General features: G+C 67.0%; 24 protein-coding genes. 16 read left to right on the plus strand and 8 right to left on the minus strand.

All coding sequences use genetic code 11. The features are described 5' to 3' along the window. The first annotated feature begins 89 nt into the window (after positions 1–89). From acpS to C8J39_RS17195, 3 genes are read left to right on the plus strand one after another with little or no spacing between them, the layout of a single operon-like run. Positions 90–524 (plus strand): holo-ACP synthase, encoded by a 435-nt coding sequence (gene acpS, locus C8J39_RS17185; RefSeq protein WP_120301594.1) that lies wholly within the window; start codon positions 90–92, stop codon positions 522–524. Then, positions 521–1,513, plus strand: a complete 993-nt coding sequence (gene lepB / locus C8J39_RS17190) for a signal peptidase I (RefSeq protein ID WP_120301545.1) — start codon at positions 521–523, stop codon at positions 1,511–1,513. The genes acpS and lepB overlap by 4 nt, the downstream gene beginning before the upstream one ends. A gap of 1 nt (position 1,514) precedes the next feature. Then, positions 1,515–2,591, plus strand: a complete 1,077-nt coding sequence (locus tag C8J39_RS17195; RefSeq protein WP_056066231.1) for an AI-2E family transporter — start codon at positions 1,515–1,517, stop codon at positions 2,589–2,591. Between the two features lie 176 nt (positions 2,592–2,767). Here C8J39_RS17195 and C8J39_RS17200 read toward each other — a convergent pair whose 3' ends face one another. Continuing rightward, positions 2,768–3,832: a glycosyltransferase gene (locus C8J39_RS17200; protein WP_120301546.1), complete on the minus strand. Its 1,065-nt coding sequence runs from the start codon at positions 3,830–3,832 to the stop codon at positions 2,768–2,770. Positions 3,833–3,880: 48 nt separating this feature from the next. Here C8J39_RS17200 and C8J39_RS19180 point away from each other — a divergent pair, with 48 nt between their 5' ends. From C8J39_RS19180 to C8J39_RS17215, 4 genes are read left to right on the plus strand one after another with little or no spacing between them, the layout of a single operon-like run. Beyond that, positions 3,881–4,009 carry a hypothetical protein gene (locus C8J39_RS19180; RefSeq protein WP_259457572.1) on the plus strand — a complete coding sequence of 43 codons (129 nt, stop codon included), beginning with the start codon at positions 3,881–3,883 and terminating at the stop codon, positions 4,007–4,009. Beyond that, positions 4,006–4,938, plus strand: coding sequence for a hypothetical protein (locus C8J39_RS17205; protein WP_120301547.1), 933 nt, complete (start codon positions 4,006–4,008; stop codon positions 4,936–4,938). Before C8J39_RS19180 ends, C8J39_RS17205 begins: the two co-directional genes overlap by 4 nt. Continuing rightward, on the plus strand, positions 4,935–5,450 hold the full coding sequence (locus tag C8J39_RS17210; protein WP_120301548.1) for a DUF2141 domain-containing protein: 516 nt from the start codon (positions 4,935–4,937) through the stop codon (positions 5,448–5,450). The genes C8J39_RS17205 and C8J39_RS17210 overlap by 4 nt, the downstream gene beginning before the upstream one ends. A gap of 10 nt (positions 5,451–5,460) precedes the next feature. Next, positions 5,461–6,645 (plus strand): glycosyltransferase, encoded by a 1,185-nt coding sequence (locus C8J39_RS17215; protein ID WP_120301549.1) that lies wholly within the window; start codon positions 5,461–5,463, stop codon positions 6,643–6,645. On the opposite strand, the gene C8J39_RS17220 is transcribed toward C8J39_RS17215, so the two are convergent. After that, positions 6,587–7,993: a DUF2029 domain-containing protein gene (locus tag C8J39_RS17220; protein WP_243644299.1), complete on the minus strand. Its 1,407-nt coding sequence runs from the start codon at positions 7,991–7,993 to the stop codon at positions 6,587–6,589. The two genes, C8J39_RS17215 and C8J39_RS17220, sit on opposite strands and share 59 nt — an antisense overlap. 265 nt (positions 7,994–8,258) lie before the next feature. Then, positions 8,259–8,999 (minus strand): bifunctional 2-polyprenyl-6-hydroxyphenol methylase/3-demethylubiquinol 3-O-methyltransferase UbiG, encoded by a 741-nt coding sequence (ubiG, locus tag C8J39_RS17225; protein ID WP_120301551.1) that lies wholly within the window; start codon positions 8,997–8,999, stop codon positions 8,259–8,261. A gap of 52 nt (positions 9,000–9,051) precedes the next feature. Here ubiG and C8J39_RS17230 point away from each other — a divergent pair, with 52 nt between their 5' ends. Beyond that, entirely contained in the window at positions 9,052–10,305 is a 1,254-nt protein-coding gene (locus C8J39_RS17230) for an aspartate kinase (protein WP_120301595.1), read from the plus strand. A 3-nt stretch (positions 10,306–10,308) separates the two neighbouring features. Here C8J39_RS17230 and C8J39_RS17235 read toward each other — a convergent pair whose 3' ends face one another. Then, a complete protein-coding gene (locus C8J39_RS17235; RefSeq protein ID WP_132833654.1) occupies positions 10,309–10,641 on the minus strand; it encodes a hypothetical protein in 333 nt (110 codons plus the stop codon). Between the two features lie 239 nt (positions 10,642–10,880). Here C8J39_RS17235 and C8J39_RS17240 point away from each other — a divergent pair, with 239 nt between their 5' ends. Then, a complete protein-coding gene (locus tag C8J39_RS17240) occupies positions 10,881–11,912 on the plus strand; it encodes a nitronate monooxygenase family protein (protein ID WP_183038030.1) in 1,032 nt (343 codons plus the stop codon). Positions 11,913–12,352: 440 nt separating this feature from the next. Beyond that, positions 12,353–13,111: a hypothetical protein gene (locus C8J39_RS17245; protein ID WP_120301553.1), complete on the plus strand. Its 759-nt coding sequence runs from the start codon at positions 12,353–12,355 to the stop codon at positions 13,109–13,111. Here C8J39_RS17245 and C8J39_RS17250 read toward each other — a convergent pair. Next, positions 13,105–13,521, minus strand: a complete 417-nt coding sequence (locus tag C8J39_RS17250; RefSeq protein ID WP_120301554.1) for a VOC family protein — start codon at positions 13,519–13,521, stop codon at positions 13,105–13,107. The two genes, C8J39_RS17245 and C8J39_RS17250, sit on opposite strands and share 7 nt — an antisense overlap. Before the next feature lie 117 nt (positions 13,522–13,638). Between C8J39_RS17250 and C8J39_RS17255 the strand changes: the two genes are divergently transcribed. The 6 genes from C8J39_RS17255 to pal all read left to right on the plus strand — a co-directional run bounded on the left by C8J39_RS17255 (position 13,639) and on the right by pal (position 18,480). Then, on the plus strand, positions 13,639–14,097 hold the full coding sequence (locus C8J39_RS17255; RefSeq protein ID WP_120301555.1) for a YbgC/FadM family acyl-CoA thioesterase: 459 nt from the start codon (positions 13,639–13,641) through the stop codon (positions 14,095–14,097). After that, the gene (gene tolQ / locus C8J39_RS17260) at positions 14,094–14,786 is read left to right on the plus strand and encodes a protein TolQ (protein ID WP_120301556.1); all 693 of its coding nucleotides are present in this window, start codon (positions 14,094–14,096) and stop codon (positions 14,784–14,786) included. Before C8J39_RS17255 ends, tolQ begins: the two co-directional genes overlap by 4 nt. Before the next feature lies 1 nt (position 14,787). Next, a complete protein-coding gene (gene tolR, locus C8J39_RS17265) occupies positions 14,788–15,225 on the plus strand; it encodes a protein TolR (protein WP_056053220.1) in 438 nt (145 codons plus the stop codon). 10 nt (positions 15,226–15,235) lie between these two features. Further along, the gene (locus C8J39_RS17270) at positions 15,236–16,273 is read left to right on the plus strand and encodes a cell envelope biogenesis protein TolA (RefSeq protein WP_120301557.1); all 1,038 of its coding nucleotides are present in this window, start codon (positions 15,236–15,238) and stop codon (positions 16,271–16,273) included. Between the two features lie 209 nt (positions 16,274–16,482). Beyond that, positions 16,483–17,901 (plus strand): Tol-Pal system beta propeller repeat protein TolB, encoded by a 1,419-nt coding sequence (gene tolB / locus C8J39_RS17275; protein WP_404969371.1) that lies wholly within the window; start codon positions 16,483–16,485, stop codon positions 17,899–17,901. A gap of 51 nt (positions 17,902–17,952) precedes the next feature. Further along, positions 17,953–18,480, plus strand: coding sequence for a peptidoglycan-associated lipoprotein Pal (pal, locus tag C8J39_RS17280; RefSeq protein ID WP_120301558.1), 528 nt, complete (start codon positions 17,953–17,955; stop codon positions 18,478–18,480). A gap of 166 nt (positions 18,481–18,646) precedes the next feature. Here pal and C8J39_RS17285 read toward each other — a convergent pair whose 3' ends face one another. Genes C8J39_RS17285 through C8J39_RS17295 form a run of 3 tightly spaced genes read right to left on the minus strand, consistent with a single transcriptional unit; the run spans position 18,647 to position 21,571 of the window. After that, positions 18,647–19,498 carry a S1/P1 nuclease gene (locus C8J39_RS17285; protein WP_120301559.1) on the minus strand — a complete coding sequence of 284 codons (852 nt, stop codon included), beginning with the start codon at positions 19,496–19,498 and terminating at the stop codon, positions 18,647–18,649. Then, positions 19,495–20,415, minus strand: coding sequence for an isoaspartyl peptidase/L-asparaginase family protein (locus C8J39_RS17290; protein WP_120301560.1), 921 nt, complete (start codon positions 20,413–20,415; stop codon positions 19,495–19,497). The genes C8J39_RS17285 and C8J39_RS17290 overlap by 4 nt, the downstream gene beginning before the upstream one ends. 10 nt (positions 20,416–20,425) lie before the next feature. Further along, positions 20,426–21,571: an acyltransferase gene (locus C8J39_RS17295; protein WP_120301561.1), complete on the minus strand. Its 1,146-nt coding sequence runs from the start codon at positions 21,569–21,571 to the stop codon at positions 20,426–20,428. Positions 21,572–21,596: the final 25 nt, after the last annotated feature.

The following is a 21,596-nucleotide window of genomic DNA, read 5'->3' on the forward strand; positions in this document are numbered from 1 at the left end:
CCTTCGCCGCGCTTGCGGCTCTCATACTCTCCGCGCCTCCGCGTCTCCGCGCGAACACATTCTTTCGTCTTCCGACTCCAGGCCGTATCGTGATTATCGGGCTCGGGTCCGACTTGTGTAACATCGAGCGCATTGCCGCCTCGGTAGAGCGGTTCGGGGAGCGGTTCGAGCAGCGGGTGTTCACCGATGTCGAGCGAGCGAAGGCGGCGCGGCGGCCTTTTACGAAAGCCGGAACCCTGGCGAAGCGGTTCGCCGCCAAGGAGGCGTTTTCGAAGGCGGTCGGCACGGGGTTTCGTGCAGGCGTGTTCATGCGGGACATCGGCGTGGTCAACGCCCGGAGCGGGGCGCCGACGCTGGCGCTGACCGGGGGCGCCAAAGCGAGGCTTGACGCGTTGACCCCCGAAGGCCACGCCGCGCGCGTACATTTGACGATGACCGATGATCATCCGTGGGCGCAGGCCTTCGTGATCATCGAAGCTATACCTCTGATATCCCCGGACATGCGCCAGGATACGAACCAATGAAGGACGCGGCGTTGGACGGCAACGAGTTCCCCGAAAAGCCCCTCGCGCAGACCCCCCTAGCGCAGGCCGCGGCCGATACCGCGCCACCGGCCGGCCCCACACAGGAAACGACACGCCGCCGCGGCACCGACTGGTGGGGCGAAGTGAAGGGCATCTTCTGGCTGATCCTGGTCGTGCTCGGCTTCCACAGCTTCATCGCCAAGCCCTTCTATATCCCCAGTGAATCGATGCTCCCGGGCTTGCGCATCGGCGACCGGCTGGTGGTGACCAAGTTCGCGTACGGTTGGTCGTTCGTGTCGCCGACGATCCCCAACCCGGTCGCGATCTTCAAGGGGCTAGTGCTGCGCCAGCAGGAGGACAGCTGGAGCGTATCGCTGCCGTTCACCCACGGCCGCCTGTTCGGCTCGCTGCCGACGCGCGGCGACGTGGTGATCGTGACGCCGCCGGGGACGCATAACGACTATATCAAGCGCGTCATCGGTCTGCCCGGGGACAAGCTCGCCGTGCGCGGCGGGGTCGTGTTCCTCAACGGCGTGGCGGTGAGGCGTGGTCCGCTCCACGACACGCTGATCCCGGTCGATACCAATAGCCCGTGCAACGAGATCGACTATCCCGGCGCGCGTGAGACGCTGCCCGACGGTCGCGAGATGTGCCGCCTGCCGACCTATACCGAGACGCTGCCCAACGGTCGCCGCTACGAGACGATCGATCTGGAATCGGACAGCCAGGGCGACAATTTCGCGGAGATCACGATTCCCGCGAACCACGTCTTCCTGATGGGCGACAACCGCGATCGCTCGGCCGACAGCCGGTTCGCGCTGAGCCAGCTCGGTCTCGGCGGACCGGTGCCGTACGAGAATCTCGGCGGCCGTGCGGAGTTCATCACCTTCAGCCTCGACGGCGATGCGACGTTCAATCCGCTGAGTTGGTGGAGTTCGCTGCGCCCGGATCGCGCGGGCACCTCGTTGCATCCCGCCAAGGTGAACTGAGATGGCCGAGACCAAAACCGTCGACGAGCTCAGCCCGGTCGAGATGCGCGATCCGTTCCTGCGCAAGGAACTGAAGCGCGCGGCGATCTGGCTCGGGCTCGCCTGCGTGATCGCGCTGCTGATCGTGCTGGTTCAGCCGTTGCTAATCATCTTTGCGGGCGTGGTGTTCGCGGCACTGCTCGATGGCGGTGTGCGGTTGCTCGGGCGGGTGCTGCCGATCGGGCGTGGCTGGCGGTTGCTGATCGTCGTGCTGCTGACCTTCGCGTTCCTGGTGGGCACGTTCATTTTGACCGGCGTTCAGGTCACCGAGCAGGTGACGCAGTTGCGGTCGACCCTGGAATCGCAGGCCAATCGCTTCACCGGCTATCTGACCTCGCAGGGGCTGATGCCGGGTGCGTCGGACGTCAACGGGATCGTCAAGCAGGCGCTCGGCTCGGTCGGGCGCGTGACGTCGTGGGTGGGCAGCGCGATCGGCGCGATCACCAGCATGTTCATGATCCTGATCCTCGGATTGTTCATCGCGATGGACCCGGGGACGTACTCGCGCGGGCTCCAGTGGATAGTGCCACTCGATCTCCGCCCCGAGTTCGCCAGGACTTTGGTCAAGATGGGCGCGACGTTGCGGCGGCTGCTCGCCGGACGGTTGCTCGGGATGGCGGTCGAGGGTGTCGCGAGCGGCATCGCCTTGGCGGTCGGCGGCGTGCCGATGGCGATGCTGCTCGGCATCATCGCGGGGATCTTGGCGTTCATTCCGAACGTCGGCGCGATCGTGACCGGCGTGCTGATGGTCGCGGTCGGGTTCAGCGCGGGCGTCGATACGGGGTATTGGGCGATCGGCACGTATCTCGTGGTGCAGACGATCGACGGGTATGTGATTGTGCCGATGGTGGCGAAGCGGACTGTGGATCTGCCGCCGGCGTTGACGTTAGGCGCACAGATCCTGGCGAGCGCGCTGTTCGGGATTTTGGGGCTGGCGCTGGCCGATCCGATGACCGCGATGTTGAAGACCGCGCTGGAGCGACGGTCCGAGCGGGAAGAGGAAAAGGCGGAGGCGTGTGAGGGTGTGGCTACGGCCTGATCTGATTTGGCGCCGCCTCTCACGTAATGCGGGTTCAAGCTCACCACCCGTCATCCCCGCGGACGCGGGGACCCATATCCTCCGAGGTTTGCCAGTATGGGTCCCCGCGTCCGCGGGGATGACGGAAGGTGGGGGCGGAAACCGACAATGGGTCGGGGACAAGAAAGGCTAGGACGCTAGCACCTTACCAATCGGTCGAAGATCGCGAGGTAGCGGTCAGCCGAATCCGCACCGGGTTGCGGGACCGGCTCCGGCCGTTGCCCAGATGGCGTGAGCCATGCGTCCAACGCTGCAACCAGTGCCGCCGCATCGTCCCGCGCGACGATCGTCCCGCGCTCGGGACGATCGATGATCTCTGCGACCGCCGTGCTCGAATCCGTGGAGATCACCGGCGTGCCGACCGACAGCGCCTCGCGCAACACGCCGGGTACGCCTTCATAGTCCGAGGTCAGCACGACCACTTCCGTGCGGGCCATGATCGGCAGCGGGTCGCTGCTGTGGCCCAGCAGACGGACGCGGTCTCCCAAACCCAGCGCGCGGATCTGCGTTTCGATCGCGCCGCGCTCGTCGCCTTCGCCGAGGATGATCAGCGGGATGCTCTGGTCCGCGAGGCGCGGCAGCGCAGCGATCAGGCGGTCCCAGCGTTTCTGCGGTTCGAGCCGGCCGACGCCGAGAAGGAAGCGCGCCGGCAGATCGGGCAGCGTGCCGGGGATGGGCACCGCCGGCGGGTTCGGGATGACGCTCGTCCGCCCAGTCATTCGGGTCGCCAACGCCGCCTCGTCCGCGGTCGCCAGCGTCATCGCGACGAGGTGATCGAGGAACCCGCCATGGCGCGCTAGCCAGATCTGGTGCGCGGCGTGCATCAGGCGGCCGTGATCGGCGCGTGCGGGGGCGTTGGACATCTTGGCGACGATCGGCGGGCACGTCCTGCCGAGTCGCAGCCGGGTCCATGCCGCGATGCCGGAGTAGAAGTTGCCAGGGCAGAATATGATGTCCGGCGCGAGACGTCGCACGACATTCGGGAGCGCGAGCAACCGCGACGGCGTGACGATCTCCAGACCTTCCGGGAGTTCCGCCGCCAGCGGCCCGGAAATATCCTCGATCGCCAGCGTCACGCGCCGGCCCGCCGCGAGCCAGCCGCGTGCGAGGCGCAGTTGCGCGCGCTCGACCCCCCCGCCGCGCAGATCCTCGGCATAGGTCAGGATGTGCTGGGCGATCGGTGGCTTGCTCACGAGTGACATATGGGGGTCATCATACTGCGCGATGGATAAAGCGGAGATCGCGACCGAATGAAACCGACTTTGCGTGCATGCGCGGCGGCGGGCGGCTATCAGGCCGCGCGGCGGAAGGCGGGCAAGGGGCGGCGGGCAAGGGCGGCGGAACGACTTGAGGACAATGGTTTGAGGACCGGCGAGTGAACTTCCGTACGAAAACTGCCGATCGCGACGGCTATGCGGATATCGCGCGCGCCGGGCTCGAGCCGCTGAAGGCGCTCGGCAGCCGCTGGCCCGCAATCATCGGTGCGGTGCTGACGCTGGCGATGATCGTTGGATTAGGGCGCGAACTGCTCGGGCATGGCCTTGCCGGACTGTCGCGCTCGGTGCCGCAGGATCCGCGCTTCTACCTGTGCTTCGGCCTGCTCTACATGTCGCCGCCGACCGGGGATTACGTCATCTTCCGGCGGCTCTGGGGCATTCCGCTCGGCGGCCTGGTCGCGCTGATCAAGAAGCGGATCGCGAACGAAGTCGTGTTCGGCTATTCAGGCGATGCATATTTCTATGCCTGGGCGCGGGCCAAGGCGCGGATGGTGGCGTCGCCGTTCGGTGCGGTGAAGGACGTGTCGATCCTGTCGGCGATCGCGGGCAATGCGGTCACACTGCTGCTGGTGGCGATCGCGTTGCCGCTCGGCCGGCACCTGCTGACGCACGACCAGTTCCACACCGTGTTGGCGTCGGCCGGCGTGACGCTGGCGATCTCGCTGCCGTTCCTGATCTTCTCGCGCCGCGTGTTCTCGCTGCCGCGCGTGAAACTGTGGTGGGTGTTCGGGATCCACTGCATCCGGTTGCTGTGCGGATCGGTGCTGATCGCGTTCGCGTGGCATTTCGCGCTGCCGGGCGTGCCGGTGGGGATGTGGCTTTTCCTCGCAGCCGGACGCCTGCTGGTGTCGCGCCTGCCGCTGGTGCCGAACAAGGACCTGCTGTTCGCCAACGCCGCCATCCTGTTGATCGGGCAGGATCAGGCCTTGTCCGAGCTGATCGCGTTCACCGCCGCGCTGACTCTGCTGGTGCATGTCGCGCTGATAATCCTGTTCGGCATCCATGCCGGCCTCACCCGGTTGCGCGCATGATCCGCGCCTGTGTCGCGCTGGTCGCGATCGCTGCGCTTACGGGACCGGTTGGGGCACAGGTGCTCGGTAGCGATGCGGCGGCGTGCCGGCCGGGTGAGGGGCCGGCGATCGCGGTGGAGGTCACCGGGCTGAAGGATCGCACGGGCGAGTTGAAGCTCGAACTCTATCCTGATGACGAAGCGGGCTTTCTCAAGGACGACCACGTTCTGATCGCGGCGGGAAAGACGTTTCGGCGGGTGGTGGTGCCGACGCCGCCGAGCGGGGCGCCGATGCTGTGCATCCGGGTGCCGCGGCCGGGCCGCTATGCGCTGTTGCTGACGCATAATCGCGACGGGAAGAACAAGTTCAGCTTCTGGACCGATGGCGCCGGGTTCGCGAGCAACGCGAAGCTCGGGCGGTCGCGGCCGAAGGTCGAGCAGGCGCTGGTCGAGGTCGGCGCGAGCGTGACGACGGTGCGGATCACCGTGCAGTATCTGCGCGGGCTCGGCGGGTTTGGGCCCGTCACGCCGTGAGAGTGGTCGCATGAGAATCGTCGACGTCAACGAGTTCTACTCGCCGACCGGCGGCGGCGTGCGGACCTATGTCGACCGCAAAATGGGGATCATGGCGGACATGGGTCATGAACTCATCGTCGTCGCGCCGGGTAAGGAAGACCGCGTCGAGGAGCGGCCGGGCGGCGGGCGGATCATCTACCTCAACTCGCCGGGGATGCCGTTCGATCGCAACTATGGGCTGTTCTGGGACGAGGGCGCGATCCACCGCGTGCTCGACGAACTGGATCCGGACGTGGTCGAATGCTGTTCGCCGTGGCGTCCAGCGTGGTTCGTCGGCGACTGGCAGGGGCGGGCGGTGAAGTCGTTCTTCATGCACAACGACAATATCGCGGCCTATGCGCAACGTTGGTTTGCCGGTGTCGCGAGCCATTACCAGATCGAGCGCGGGTTCGCCTGGTACAGCCGGTACATGCGACGCTTCCTCGAGAAATACGATGTCGTCGTCACCAACGGCCCGGCGCTGGAGAAGCGGTTGCGCGCGCGAGGGATCCGGATCGACGCGGCAATGCCGCTGGGAATCGAGCGCGGGCATTTCTCGCCGGACCTGCGCGATGCGCGGCTGCGCGCGGCGTTGCTGCGGCAGTGCGGGCTGCCCGAGGACGGGATGCTGTTACTCGGGCTCGGGCGGCATCATGGCGAGAAGCGCTGGCCTTTGGTGGTCGATGCGGTGGCGCGGGCGGGGGCAACTCTGCCGGTCGGGCTGGTCCTGATCGGTGCGGGTGCGCAGACCAAGGCGATCCAGCGGCGGATCGGCGGCTCGCCGCACATCCGGATGTTCGCCCCCGTGTATGACCGCGAGCGGCTCGCGCGGATCATGGCGAGTTGCGATGCGCTGATCCACGGGTCGGAGGCGGAGCCGTTCGGGCTGGTCGCGTCGGAGGCGATGGCGTCGGGCCTGCCGTTGATCGTGCCGGATACGGGCGGGTGCGCGGAGGTTGCGGACCGCCATGCGAGCGAGCTTTACGCGGCGCGCGACGCGGAGAGTGCGGCGGCGGCGATCGGGCGGTTGTTCGCGCGCGATCCGGCGATGTTGCGGCGGGCGGCGGCGGTGGCGGCGCGGCATGTCCGCAGCGACCGCGAGCATGCGGTCGAGCTTATGGACTATTATGCGGGGCTGATCGCGGCGAAGCATGGCGTGCGACGTACAGCGTGAAGCGCGTGTCGGGGACGGGGACCGCTCGATAGCCTTCGCGAATCGCGTAGGTGGCGAGCGCTGCGTCGATCCGGTCGTCGCCACTGCTCCACGCGCCTTCGCCGCCGGTCAGGATCACGGGCGGTTGGCCGAGCAGGGCGATCCGTGCGTGCGAGACTAGGCGGAGTTGGCGTTCCTGATCCGCGTTCAGGAGCGCGGTGCTGCGGAAATAGAAGGGGCCGGTAGCGAAGCGTGGGTCGATCGCTCTGCCGGGGAGGAATTGCGGGGAGAGCGTCGCAACCGGGCCGGTGACGTGTTCGCGGTCCAGGATCTCGCGTACCACGGCGGCGTCTCGCATCGCATCGAGCATCGGGATGCGGCCGCTCGCGACGGCCTCGACGGTGGGGGCGAGTCCGGCGCAGGCGAAAGCGACGGCCGCAATCCGCATCGCCTTGCCGGGTGGATGCGCGTGCCAGACCAACGCGAGCCGCACGAACAGTGCAGGGAGCATCGGCAGCAGATATTGCCGCCACGTCGGTACCGGCGCGAGCGCGGCGATGAGCCCAGCGAGGATCAGCAGGTCGAGGATCCTGTGCCAGCGATCGCGTTTGCCTGCGGTGGCGACGATCGCGAGCAGGGCTGGGCCGAGTGCGAGGAACTTGAGGATGTCGATGATCTTGGCGGTGTTTGACAGCTTCCAAGGATGGGCCTGGTACCATTCGGTGGGTGCTTGACCGGGGAAGCTGATGACGCCGAACAGGAAACCTTCGGGGGCCTGGATCAATAGGGCTGTGGTCAGGGCGACGAACGGGAGCGTGCCCAGCAGGGTCCACCACGGGCGGCGGTCGGCGCGGAACAGTGTCCAGATGCCGTAGGTCAGCGCGGGGAGTGCATAGGAGATTTTCGCGGTCGCGGCGGCGGCGAGCAGTGCGCCGATCAGGATCGCGTCGCGGCGGCTTGCCTGGTCCCGCGCGGTTCTGACGATCGCGGGGAGGGCTAGCGCGAGGCAGGCGGCGGGGAACGCGTCGTTGCGGGCCGTGCCGATGCTGAAGAGGAGGATGTCGGAGGTGGCGAACAGCGCGGCGGCGAAGGTGGCGGCGCGGGTGCTGGCACCACCGATACGGGCGGCGTGGTGGACGGCGGCGATGGTGGCTGCGCCGAGGAGGGCGTTGGTTATGCGGAGGGCTGGCCAGGTCCAGGTGCCGGCTAGGGCTGCGATCGGGGCGAAGAGATAGGGCTGGAGTGGGGTCTGGAGGTAGGCGAAGTCTTTGTACGGGAGCAGGCCTTGCGCAGTGAGGATGGCGGCGGCGACGTATTGGCTCTCGTCGTGGTCGACGGGGCGGAGGAGGGCGAGGGTCATGAGGATCATTGCCAGCGCCGCAAACGCCAAAAGCATGTTCACCCGCGAAGGCGGGTGCCCAGTCTGGGCACCCGCCTTCGCGGGTGAACAGGGTTGGGGAGCGGTATGCTCCATTACTCAGTCCTACCCCGCTCGCGACCACCCCGGCGGAGGCCGGGGCCCAATTGGGGGACGGTTATGGTTGAGGATGGCGCCCCATCACGCCGGTCTTCCCAATTGGGCCCCGGCCTCCGCCGGGGGGGAGGGGAAAACCGGGACGGCGAGGGGGGCAAGGTCAGGCTTTTACCGCGGTCAGGAAGTAGTCGAGGTTCGTCGAACCGCCCAGTGCAAACCCAGTCGCGGGGGAAAAACTCAACCCCCGCGTGTCCGTCACGCGAAGCCCCGCGTCCTTCAGCAACGCGGTCAGTTCCTCGGGCGTGAGGAACTTGTTCCAGTCGTGCGTGCCCTTCGGAATGACGCCTGCACCCTCAGCCACGGTGATCATCGCCAGCCGCGACAGCGGCGTCCGGTTGGGTGTCGACAGGATCAGCAACCCGCCCTCCGCCAACGTCCGCGCCAACCCGCGGACAAAGCCGGCAGGATCGCTGACATGCTCGATAACCTCCAGGCTGGTGACGAGGTCGAACTGCCCGACCAGCCCCTCGACTCCCCCCGCGCGGTAGTCGATCGCCAGACCGCTCTGCGCCGCATGGATCTCCGCAACCGCGATATTCTCGGGCGCCGCATCGATCCCCGTCACCGCCGCGCCAAGCCGCGCAAGCGGTTCGCACAGCAATCCCGCGCCGCAGCCGACGTCGAGCGCGGTCTTCCCCTCCAACGGCGTGAAGCTCGTCCCATCCCCAGACCAATGCACGTCGACCTGCTCACGGATGTAGCGCAGGCGCGGCGGGTTGAGCTTGTGCAGCGGGGCGGACGAGCCCTTCGGATCCCACCAGTCCTTCGCCATCGTGCCGAAATGCGCGGCCTCGCGCGGATCGATTGTTGCGCCGTTTACGGTGTCACTTGCCAGTATCATGCGCGCTACCTATCAGGGCCGCCGCTTCGACCCAAAGGGATTTGCGCTGCCAATGGCCCGTATCGTGATGAAATTCGGCGGGACGTCGATGGCTGGGATCGAGCGTATCCGCAACGTCGCCGCGCGCGTGAAGCGCGAAGTCGACGCCGGGAACCAGGTCGCCGTCGTCGTCTCCGCAATGGCCGGCGAGACCGACCGTCTGGTCGGCTTCTGCCGCGAGGCGTCGTCGCTGTACGACGCGAAGGAATATGACGTCGTCGTCTCGGCCGGCGAGCAGATCACGAGTGGCCTGCTCGCGATTGCTTTGCAGGCGGCCGGGTGCAAGGCGCGGAGCTGGCTCGGCTGGCAGTTGCCGATCAACACCTCGGACGCGCACGGATCGGCACGGATCGGCGAGATCGACACGGCCGCACTCGACGCGAGCCTCGCGGACGGCGTTGTCGCCGTGATTCCCGGTTTCCAGGGCGTCGCGGACGGCCAGCGCGTGACCACTTTGGGCCGCGGCGGCTCGGATACGTCGGCGGTGGCGATGGCAGCGGCGATGAAGGCCGACCGCTGCGACATCTATACCGATGTCGACGGTGTCTACACGACCGACCCCAGGATCGTGCCCCGCGCACGGAAACTGAGCAAGGTCACGTATGAGGAGATGCTGGAACTCGCCAGCGTCGGTGCCAAGGTGTTGCAGACGCGGTCTGTCGGCTTGGCGATGAAAGAGAATGTGCGTGTGCGCGTATTGTCCTCGTTCGAGGATGGCGACACCAATGATGGTCACCGCGGCACGTTGATCGTGGGCGAAGAGGAAATCGACGATATGGAACGCCAGCTCATCACCGGCATCGCGCACGACAAGAATGAGGCGAAGATCACGTTGACGCAGGTCAGCGATCGGCCCGGCTCGGTCGCGGCGATCTTCGCGCCGCTCGCCGATGCGGGGATCAACGTTGACATGATCGTGCAGAACGTCGCGCATTCGACCGGCTCCACCGACGTGACGTTCACAGTGCCCGCAGCGGATCTGGCGCGCTCGCTCGACGTGCTCGACAAGGCGAAGGACGCGATCGGCTATGCGACTATCGTCCACGATACGCGCGTCGCCAAGGTTTCGGTGGTGGGCGTCGGCATGCGCAGCCATGCGGGCGTCGCCGCGACGATGTTCACCACGCTCGGCGAGCGCGGGATCAACATCCAGGCGATCGCGACGTCGGAAATCAAGGTCAGCGTGCTGATCGAAGAGGATTATACCGAGCTGGCCGTGCGCGTGCTGCATACCGCGTATGGCTTGGATGCCGAAGACGCAGCGTAGGCGCTACCAGACTTCGACGGTGGGATCGAAGGCACCGTGCTTGCCGTGGCTGTCGATGGCGTGGAACACGATACGCGAGGGTATGAAGCTGTTGCCGCGGTATTCCGGCGTTACGGTGAGCTTGTCGATCAGGCCTTCGCTGACGAACCGACGCAGGGTGCCGATGATCAGCGTGCGTGCCTCCGCGGCCTGCGGGGGCACGTACACAATGTTCTGAGGAACGTCCTCGCCGCCCAGTTCCGCGGGGAACAGCAAAATCCCGGTGAGCTTGCCGTCCTTGGCGAGCGCCTGGGCGGCCTTGAGCGTCTTGACGTGCGAATAGTCGGGCATTGTCATGCGCGTTCTCCTTGCGTCGCGATCTCCGGGCATGCGGCTGGTCGCGACCGCCGGTGCGAATGTCGTTACGATGAACGACAGGCAGAGCAGTGCAAGCCGGGACAGGCCTACAATTGAGCCGGGGTATTTCATGGCGCCGACGATACAGGGTCCGCTTTGAACGTCCAGGCGAACCGCTCCCAGCTTAGAGTGCGGACGATGGTTTCGCTCCGTATATAAAATGATCTAAGGCGCGACGTATGAACGACACATCTTCGATCGGGGCGGGCCGGCTGGCCCGCCGCATGGCGCGTGGCGCCGCATTTCTGGGCAGCGAGGTCGCGATTCTCGGGGGCGCGATGTCGTGGGTGAGCGAGCGTCACCTCGTCTCGGCGATCTCCAACGCGGGTGGGTTCGGCGTGATCGCGTGCGGCGCGATGACGCCTGCGTTGCTCGATACCGAGATCGCCGCGACCAAGGCTCTCACGACCAAGCCGTTCGGCGTGAACCTGATCACGATGCACCCCGACCTGTTCGAGTTGATCGCGGTCTGCGCCAAGCACAAGGTCGGCCACGTCGTGCTCGCGGGTGGCCTGCCGCCCAAGGGCAGCATCGAGGCGATCAAGGACACGGGCGCGAAGCTGATCGCGTTCTCGCCGGCGCTGGCGCTTGCCAAGAAGCTGATCCGGAGCGGCGTTGATGCGCTGGTGATCGAGGGGATGGAGGCCGGCGGGCATATCGGACCGGTCTCGACCAGCGTGCTGGCGCAGGAGATGCTGCCTGAGATCGCGGAACAGGTGCCGGTGTTCGTCGCGGGCGGGATCGGTCGCGGCGAGGCGATCGCGGGGTATCTCGACATGGGTGCGGCGGGCGTCCAGCTGGGCACGCTGTTCGTCTGCGCGACCGAATCGATCGCGCATGCCAATTTCAAGAAGGCGTTCATCCGGGCGTCGGCACGCGATGCGATCGCCAGCGTGCAGATCGACGCGCGGCTTCCGGTGATCCCGGTCCGCGCGCTGAAGAACGCGTCGAGCGAGCTGTTCACGGCGAAGCAGCGCGAGGTCGCCGGGCATCTCGACGGTGGCCGCGTGGAAATGGCCGAGGCGCAGTTGCAGATCGAGCATTACTGGGCGGGTGCGTTGCGGCGTGCGGTGATCGACGGCGATGTCGAGCATGGCTCAGTGATGGCGGGCCAGTCGGTCGGCATGGTCAAGCGCGAGGAGCCGGTCGCGGACATCATCGGCGGGCTGATGGCGCAGGCTGCGGCGGCGCTGGAAGCGCGCGCGGTTTAACTTCCGATCCTCCCCCGCAAGGGGGAGGTGGCTGGCGCTTGCCAGACGGAGGGGGGGGATAGCGAAACGTCTGTTCCGTGTCCTCCCCCTCCGTCACCTGCGGCGCCACCTCCCCCTTGCGGGGGAGGATCGAGAGGGCGGCGTCTTCTGCTCAAGCGGTGATGCTCATACAGGCGCTTACCAAGCACCACCCCGGCGGAGGCCGGGGCCCAATTGGGGGCGTCGCTGACTGAGGTCGCGCTTCGTTACTGCAACCTTTCCAATTGGGCCCCGGCCTTCGCCGGGGTGGAGGTAGCTTGGGGACAGCCAAAGCTCTCCCGCCAAACCCCAACCCCAACCCCATCCACTCTCCACTCGCCGCAAAGCGCGTACGGCTTACGTCTCGTTAACCTAACCCATGCATAGAGTGTCCCGTCGGGGGACGTCATGAGGTGGTTGCGATGAGTCGTCGGTTTGCTTTGCTGTCCGTTACCGCGCTGGGCCTGCTGGCTGGCTGCGCACAGAAACCACGGACCGTGGCTGCCGTCGCGCCGCCCGTGATCATGGTGCCAGTGCCTGCGCCCGTGATGCCGAAGGGCGCGTCGCCCACCATCGTCATCCCGGTCGCGCTGGCGGACGGCACCTATCCGACACCGAATCGCAACCTGACGACGTCCGCCAAGGTCTGGCATCTCCGCGCTGCGCTCAACGTCGCCGCACTGGCATGTCGCGGGCCGCAGGAGGTGGTGATCGTCGCGGGCTACAACGCGCTACTCGCGGCGCAGAAGCCGGTGCTCGCCAAGGCCGAGGCGACCTATGCCAGCGAGTACAAGTCGGGCGGCGGCGACTGGCAGGATCGCTACGACGATTCGATGACGCGCCTCTACAACTTCTTCTCGCAGTCGCCCGCACGCGATGACTTCTGCGCCGCGGCGCAGACGGTTCTCGCGCAGAGCGCCGGTCTGACGGCCGAGGCATTGCCCGTTTTCGCTGCACAGAATCTCCCCGTGCTCGAGCGGCCGTTTACCGATTTCTACCGCGCGGTCGACGCGTGGCGGGGTCGCACCGTACGTCCGGTCCAGCCGCAGCTGATGGTCTCGCGCCAATATGCGTCGAACATGCCGGTGCAGACGGTCACGCAGGCGCGGCTCCAGCCGATCTCGCAGCCGGTGCCACCCGCGCAGCCGCGCCTGAAGCTGGATCCCAGCGTTTTTCAGTAGGCTGATCGGGCCTTGATGGGCGATCCGACCGACCAGTTATGGCCGAACGGATCGCGCACCTGGCCGTAGCGATCACCCCAGAACTGGTCGGCGACGGGCATCGTCACGACCGCTCCCGCCGCGACCGCACGATCCACCCAGGCGTCGGTGTCGTCGACCCTGAGATGCAGGGTTATGCCGGCGGGTTCGGGCTCGGCATGACCACGCCATTCGGGAAACTCGTCGGACAGCATCAGCCAGGCGTCGTTGATTCGCAAGCTGGCCTGCATCAGCCGAACGCCGTCGTCTGCGAAGTTCGTCTCGACGAGGGTCGCGGCAAACGCAGCCTCGTAGAATGCGAGCGCGTCGCGTCCTCGCTGGTCACGGATGACGAGGAACGGTGTGATTCCGCTGGTGGGACGATCGGCCATGCGAGTCTCCTGCGTTGAACCCTGCCAGCGTACGCCGCTCGCCCGCCCCCGACCAGTGCCGACATGATGAAGGCAAAGCTTGGCTTACCTGCAAAGACTGGGTTAACAGCCGCCGGAATGGCTGAGGTTTCAGATCGTCCGGCGGAAGGCCGCTTCGAAGGGCGCGAGCACCGGTTTCCCGTGCGCGTGTATTTCGAGGACACCGATCTGTCGGGTGCGGTCTATCACGCCAATTACCTGCGCTACATGGAACGCGCGCGGTCGGACATGCTGCGGCTAGGCGGGATCGACCAGCGCGCGACGTTCGAGGCAGGCGAAGGCTCGTACGCGATCGCCAGCGTCGCCATCCGCTACGCCGCACCGGCGAAGCTCGACGACGCCTTGTTGGTCGTCTCGCGGATACGCCGTGTCCGCTCGGCCGGGGTCACCATTCATCAAAGGGTCATGCGCGACGGGCTTGTCTTGGCCGAGGCGGACGTGGTGGCGGCATTGGTCGCTCCCAACGGCCGTCCACGCCGCCAGCCGCGCGCCTGGATCGATATCTACGAACGCCTTGTCTGGCAGGGGGAAGCATGAATCCGGTGTTGACTATGGATAGCGCGACGCTGTCGCCGATCCACTTGTTCCTCCAGGCCGACTGGGTGGTGAAGGGCGTGATGATCGGGCTGTTGCTAGCCAGCATCTGGACCTGGGCGCTGATCGTCGCGTTCTGGCGGCGGATCGGCAAGACGCGCAAGGGCATGACCCGGTTCGAGCGCGATTTCTGGAAGGCCGAGGATATCGACGTCTTCTACAAGGCGGAGGGCGAGAACGACCTCCCGTCGGCACGCGTGTTCGCGGCGGGCGTGACCGAGTGGCGGCGCTCGACCGCGGGTGGCACGATCGACAAGAGTGGCACGCGCCAGCGGCTGGCGACGACGATGGGCGCAGCGGTGGCTGGCGAGATCGACAAGCTGTCGGATCGGCTGAACGTGCTGGCGACGGTCGGCTCGGTGGCGCCGTTCGTCGGGTTGTTCGGTACGGTGTGGGGGATCATGCGGAGCTTCACCAGCATCGCGGCGGCGCAGAACACGTCGCTGGCGGTGGTGGCGCCAGGGATCGCGGAGGCCCTTTTCGCAACCGCGATCGGCCTGTTCGCGGCCATTCCCGCGGTGATCGCGTACAACCGGTTCAGCCACGGCATCAATCGGATCGAGGCGAGCCTCAACCGCTTCGCCGACGGTTTCCACACGACCTTGAGCCGCCAGCTGGACGGGTCGCGCTAAGGTGGCGATGAACCTTCCTTCGTCGCGGGGGCGTGGGCGGCGGGCGCCGATGGCGGATATCAATGTTACGCCGCTGGTCGACGTGATGCTCGTGCTGCTGATCATCTTCATGGTGACCGCGCCGCTGATGACCGCGGGTGTGCCGGTGAATCTGCCCGACGCGCGCGCGAAGGCGTTGGACCAGGAGCAGAAGCCGGTCGAGATCTCGATGGACGGCACCGGCGCGCTGTTCATAGACAAGGATCAGGTGACCGATGATGCGCTGCCGGTTCGGCTTGCCGCGATCGCCGCCAGCCGTGCGGTCGGCGACGAGCCGCAGGTGCTGCTGCGTGCGGACCGGAAGCTCGATTACGGCCGCGTGATGCGCGTAATGGGCGAACTCAACCGCGCCGGGCTGAACCGCGTCGCGCTGGTGACCGTCGAGGGTAATCAGAACTGATGGCTGGCTGATGGACCGTTCGGAGAAGATCGGCCTTGGCGTCGCGGTCGTCGGGCACGTCCTGCTGTTCGGCGCGCTGTCGCTTGGCTTTCTCGGTGCGCCCGAACTGCCGAAGAAGATCGAGCAGCAGCCGATCGACGTGAGCCTCGTGCCCGACGTCGCGCTGGAAGCGACCGCGCCGCAATCGGTGGAGACGCCGGCCGAATCGGTTGCGCCGGACGAGGGTGCGCCCGAGGATGCCGCGCCGCCTGCTCCGGAAGAGGCTGAGCCTGAGCCGCAGCTTGACCCCGTACCGCCTGCGCCGCAGCCGAAGCCCGCGCCGCCCAAACCGGCGCCCAAGCCGCAACCGGCACCCGAGCCGAAGCCTCAACCCAAACCCAAGCCCGCGCCGCCGAAACCCGTCGCAAAGCCCGCGCCGGTCCCAAAGCCCGTCGTGAAGCCACAACCAAAGGCCGAGAAGGCGCCACCCGCCAAGGCTGCGCCCGCGAAGTCCGCGCCGACCAAGGCTGCGGCGAAACCGAGCGCCGCGCCCGCGAAGACGTCGTCGTCCGCGTCGTCGGCCAAGCCCGCCAAGCCGTCCTCGACCAAGGGCAGCGGCTCGACCGCCGAGGCGAAGGCGTCGCGGCCACGCGGGTCGCGGCTCGGCGACAATTTCCTGAAGGGGCTGTCGGCCGACCCGTCGCCGAGCAAGTCGGAAGCGCCCAAGGCGGCCAAGCTCGGCGCACAGGCGGCGGCGAACATCGGCTCGGCGATCCTGCGGCAGGTGCAGCCTTGCGCCAACCGCCAGGTCACGCCGGGGCCCGGCGCCGAGCGGATCCGCGTGACGATCAACCTGAAGCTCAACCGCGACGGCACGCTGAAATCACGGCCGACGATCAGCGGTCATGCCGGCGTCGACGACGACAACCGGCGCTATGTCGACCGCGTCGACGATCTGGCGATCGCCACCTTCGTCGGGTGTTCGCCGCTCCGCGGTTTGCCCGACGACCTGTATGACGTGCAGAACGGCTGGAGCAATTTCAGCCTGCGCTACAAACTTCCCGGCTGAGGATGTCCGTTATGACTCGATCGATCCTGGGGTTTTTCCCTTCGCGCCAGCAGCCTTCCGTTGAGAAACACCACCCCGGCGAAGGCCGGGGCCCAATTGCGAAGGTCGATGTAATGATGCGCAACGCTCCCTCAGCGGCGTCCCCCAATTGGGCCCCGGCCTCCGCCGGGGTGGAGGCTGTGTTGGGTGGGCGTAGGGCTCGATCGGTTCTGGCTTCGGTCGGGCTGCTTGCGTTCGTCTCGGGTGGCGCAGCGTTCGCGCAGGACGCGCCCGCTCCCGCGCCCGCTCCCGCTCCCGCTCCCGCTTCAGCACCCCAGCAAACGCCCGCTGACCCCGCCGCCCCCGCCCCGGCAGGCGATCAGTCCGGCGGACTCGTCGTCGACGTCACCGGCGGTATCTCCGCGCCGATGCCGATCGCGATCCCCGTCATGCCTACCGCAGCGGTCGTCTCGACACCCGCCGGCCAGACCGACGTTCTCGGCCGCCAGCTCGCCGACATCGTCACCAACGACCTCCGCAACTCCGGCCTGTTCACGCCACTTTCACCCGGCCAGCTCCGCCCGATCACCTTCCCAGAAGTCACCGCACCCGGGTTCGATTACTGGGGCAGCACCGGCGCGCAGGCACTGGTGCAGGGCTTCATCCGCGCGAACGGCGACGGCAACCTGACGGTCGGCTGCTACCTCTACGACGTGTCGTCGAAGGCCGAGCTGACGCGGACCGGCTTCGTCGTCCCGCCGTCGGACTGGCGTCGCGCAGGGCATAAATGCGCCGACATGGTCTACACCCGCCTCACCGGCGAAGGCGCGTATTTCGACAGTCGCGTCGTCTACGTGTCCGAGACCGGACCCAAGGGCCACCGCATCAAGCGGCTTGCGATCATGGATCAGGACGGCGCCAATCACCGCTTCCTGACCAACGGGCAGTCGATCGTGCTGACGCCGCGGTTCGCGCCGAACCAGCAGTCGATCGTCTATATGAGCTATCTCAACAATCGCCCGGCGATCTATGTCTACGACATCGGCTCGGGCAAGCAGCGCCTGGTGGTCGCGAACGCGAACCTGACGTTTGCGCCGCGCTTCTCGCCGGACGGTCGCAACATCCTGTTCTCGATGGCGCAGGGCGGCAACACCGACGTCTACCGCGTGTCGTCGCAGGGCGGGACGCCGCAGAGGCTGACCAACTCGCCGGGGATTGATACCGGCGGCAGTTACTCGCCCGACGGCTCGCGAATCGTGTTCGAGAGCGATCGCTCGGGCGGGCAGCAGATCTACGTGATGAACGCGGACGGCTCTAACCAACAGCGGATCAGCTTTGGCGGCGGACGCTATGCCACGCCGGTGTGGAGCCCGCGCGGCGACCTGATCGCGTTCACGAAGCTCGGCGGCGGCTTCCGCATCGGCATCATGAGCCCGAGCGGCGGCGGCGAGAAATTGCTGACGAACGACTGGCAGGACGAGGGGCCGAGCTGGTCGCCGAACGGTCGCGTGATCAACTTCTATCGCTCGGGACGCGGCAGCGGCGGCAAGGCGGACCTCTGGTCGGTCGACCTCACGGGCGTCAACGAGCGGAAGATTCCGACGCCGCTTGATGGCTCGGATCCGGCCTGGGGTCCGTTGCGTCCGTAAACCTGCTATGGGGACATAACGGGAAACGTGATTTTCTACGGGAGACTATCTATGCCGAAGCTTTCCAACATCTTGCTTGCGTGTACCGCGCTGATCGCCGTCGCCGGCTGTGCAAAGAAGCGTCCCGAGGTGCTGCCGCCGGCGCCGGTCGACAACAACGCTGCGGTGGATCCCAATGCGGGGATGAACAACGGCAATGTCGGTGGCGCGATCGTGCCGGGGTCGGATGCGGACTTCCAGCGCTCGGTCAGCTCGAACACGGTGAATTTCGGGCTCGACATGTACGACATCGATCCGACCGCGCGCGCGATCCTCGACAGCCAGGCGCAGTGGCTGGCCAAGTTCCCGAACCAGCGGATCACGATCGAAGGCCATGCCGACGAGCGTGGCACGCGTGAATACAACCTCGCACTCGGCGATCGTCGTGCGAACGCGACGAAGAACTATCTGGCGGCGAAGGGCGTGTCGTCGTCGCGGATGACGACGATCAGCTACGGCAAGGAGCGCCCGGTGGCGATGGGTTCGGACGACCAGAGCTGGGCGGCGAACCGCCGCGCGGTCACGGTGGTGTTGAACTAAGATTTGTCGCGGCAGTTCCTCTCCCCTCCGGGGAGAGGGAGGGAGGAGCCGCTTGGCGACGGAAGGGTGAGGGGCTGTTGGGACGGACGGCCCGAGCCTCACGCCCCTCACCCTCCCATGTGCAAGAGCCCACGGCACCTCCCTCTCCCCTGAGGGGAGAGGGGTTTTAGCCCAGCGCCTTGTCGAGCAGTTTTGCCAGGCGGATACCCCCGCGGCGGACCTCTTCTCGCGACACCGGCACCATCTTAGCGATCGTTGCGTCGTCCATCTTCACGCGCGCAGGAACGGTACCGCACGCATCCCCGCCAAGCGCGGCCGCATACGCCTTATGCGAGGCCTCCCAGCTCTCCCGGCTCCAGTCGACGACCGTCCCCGCGCCGATCTTCGCCCGCTCGGCCGCCGGATAGCGCCGCACCAGCGACGGCGGCGTTGAGATTGCGCGCTCGGCGAGCGGCCCGTCCCAGATCGAATGCAGGTTGAACCGCGCAGGGCCGTAGATCCCGTAATCCGCCTTCACGTCGTTGCCGCCCTTGTCGTGACGGTCGCCAGCGTGGAGCGGCTGGTGGAGATCGCCGACGAAGTGGATCAGGAACGCGAGCGCGACGACGCGGTCGCGGGGCAGCGTCGACTTGTCGCGGAGCATCTTCACGTCGCGGTCGATCTGGTACGAGACGCAGTCGCCTTCCTTGCACGCGGGCGTCAGGTCGAATGGCGCGCAGATATCGACGTTCTGGTAATGCCAGCTGTACGCGAAACCGAAGCGCGTCGATCCGTCGTTCAGCTTCAGCGGCTTGATGCAGTCCGCCCAGACGCTGGCTTCCTCGATCGTTCCTGCCGGACAGGTGGGCGTGTCGAGCAGCGCTTGTTGCGCGAGCAGCTTGCGGATCGCCGCCTTGGTCTTGGGCGTGACGTTGGCATAGGCGATTTGCGCAACGGTCTGGTGGCCGTACTCCCAGAATGCGGTGGCGGGGGAGGCGAGGCCGAGCGAGGCAATCGCGGCGAGGAGATAGCGCTTCATGCCGGCTCGTTAGCGTAGATCGCGACGGTTCGGCTACCCGCTGACGAGGCCGTCCCGCGGTACATGCCGACGGTGTTGAAGCCCCACGCCATGTCGCCGTCCGGTCCCGTGACGATCACCCCGCCCGTGCCACCGAGCGCCTTCACGTCGGCGAGCACCGCGTCGGCCGCGACCTGCAGCGACTCGCCGGCAAACCGCACCCGCGCGGCGATCTCATGGCCAACGCCGACGCGGAGGAAGAACTCGCCTGAGCCGGTGCAGGATACCGCGCAGGCGCGGTCATCGGCGAAGGTACCCGCGCCGATTACTGGCGTATCCCCGATCCGGCCCCAGCGCTTGCCGGTGACCCCCCCGGTCGAGGTGGCGGCGGCGACGTGGCCCTGCGCGTCGCAGGCGACCGCGCCGACGGTGCCGTATTTCATGTCGACGTCGAACCCACCGCCATCGGCCTGGAACTCGGCGAACTGACGGCGGCGTTCGTCGGTGGCGAACCAGTCTGCATCGGCTTGGGGCAGAGCGTGCTCACGGGAAAACGCATCCGCCCCCTTGCCGGCAAGAAACACGTGGCGGCCGTCGTCGAGGATTGCGCGGGCGAGGCCGACGGGGTTGCGCGTCGCGGTCGCTGCGGCAACCGCCCCCGCCGCCCGCGTGCGTCCATCCATGATCGCCGCGTCGAGCTCCAGCGTACCGTCATGCGTAAAGACCGCGCCGCGCCCCGAGTTGAAGTGCGGATCATCCTCCAGCACGCGCACAGCGGCCTCGACCGCGTCGAGCGCGCTGCCGCCCTCCGCCAGCGCTTTAGAGCCAATGTCGAGCGCACGCGACAGGCCGGCTCGCGCGCCCGCGTCCTGCTCGGGCGAGACCATCTCGCTGTCGAGTTTGCCGGCGCCGCCGTGGATGACGAGGGTCCAGGTCATGCTAGATCTTTCAGAGGACGGAAGGTGTGGGACGAAGATGCAGGCGCAGGCCGATCAAAGGACGCAGCGGCGCGATCGCGCGGCCGACCCGGTAGAACAGGACGCAGCCGATAACGGTCGCGACCAGCAGACACGCGAACTCCGCCCAGCCGGGGAGGCCGACGGGAAGCAGCGCGTACATGACGAGGACGATGATCGTCTGGTGGATCAGGTAGAACGGGAACACCGCCTCGGTCAGTGTCCGGCGCCAGCGGTGGTCGCGGTTCCAGTGGCGCTCGGCGATCCCGATCAGCGCGACGATCGCGCCCCATTGCTCGACCGCGTGCGCGACACCGTAGCCGGGGTAGATCCAGCGCGGCGTCACGACATCTGCGGGCCAGCGAAGCTCGACGCCGATGATGCAGAGATAGCCGAGCAGCGCGGCGACCGCGCCGACCCTCCACCAGCGGGTGATCGCGGCCATCGCGGGCTCGGAGCGGGCGAGGCCGAAGCCGAACAGGAAGGCAGGGAAATAGGTGACGTGCGCGACCCAGTCGCCGAACAGGGCTTGCGATTCCGCGGCCATCTGGAACCACCAGCCGTGGACGAAGACGAGCCATGCGACGGGAAGGATGAGGACTACCCAGCTCCCGAAGACCCAGTCGAATGCGCGCTGCAGCCAGTCGCCGCGGACGATGATCAGGCCGAGTGTGAGTGCGGCTGTGTAGACCCAGAGATAGACGACGAACCAGAGGTGGTTCCAAGTCGGCAGCGCGAGCCCCGCGAGCTTGCCGAACCGGAAATAATCATGCGTCCAGAACGTCAGATAGCTGCCGACATAGGCGTGCTTGGTGACCAGCTCGACCCAGGGTTGCGGCGGTACGATCACCGCCATGCCGAACAGCAACGGCACGAGCAGGCGGTAGCAACGGTTGGCGAAAAATCCGCGTGTGCCGCTCGACCGGGCGAGCAGGGCGCGGCTGGCATAGCCCGAGACGACGAACAGCAGCGTCAGCCGCCACGCGTTGCTCGCCAGCATCGGCAGCCGCACCCAGTCCTCGACATGGAGCGACTTCACATGGAAGTTCCACGGCACGAAGACCATGCCGATATGGTAGAGGATCAGCAGCGCGAACGCGCCGATCCGCAGCCAGTCCATGCCGTAATGCCGGGTCATCGCGCGGCCCTACGGGGCGGGGGGC

Source organism: Sphingomonas sp. PP-CC-1A-547, assembly GCF_003610375.1.
In the GTDB taxonomy this organism is placed as follows: Bacteria; Pseudomonadota; Alphaproteobacteria; order Sphingomonadales; family Sphingomonadaceae; genus Sphingomonas.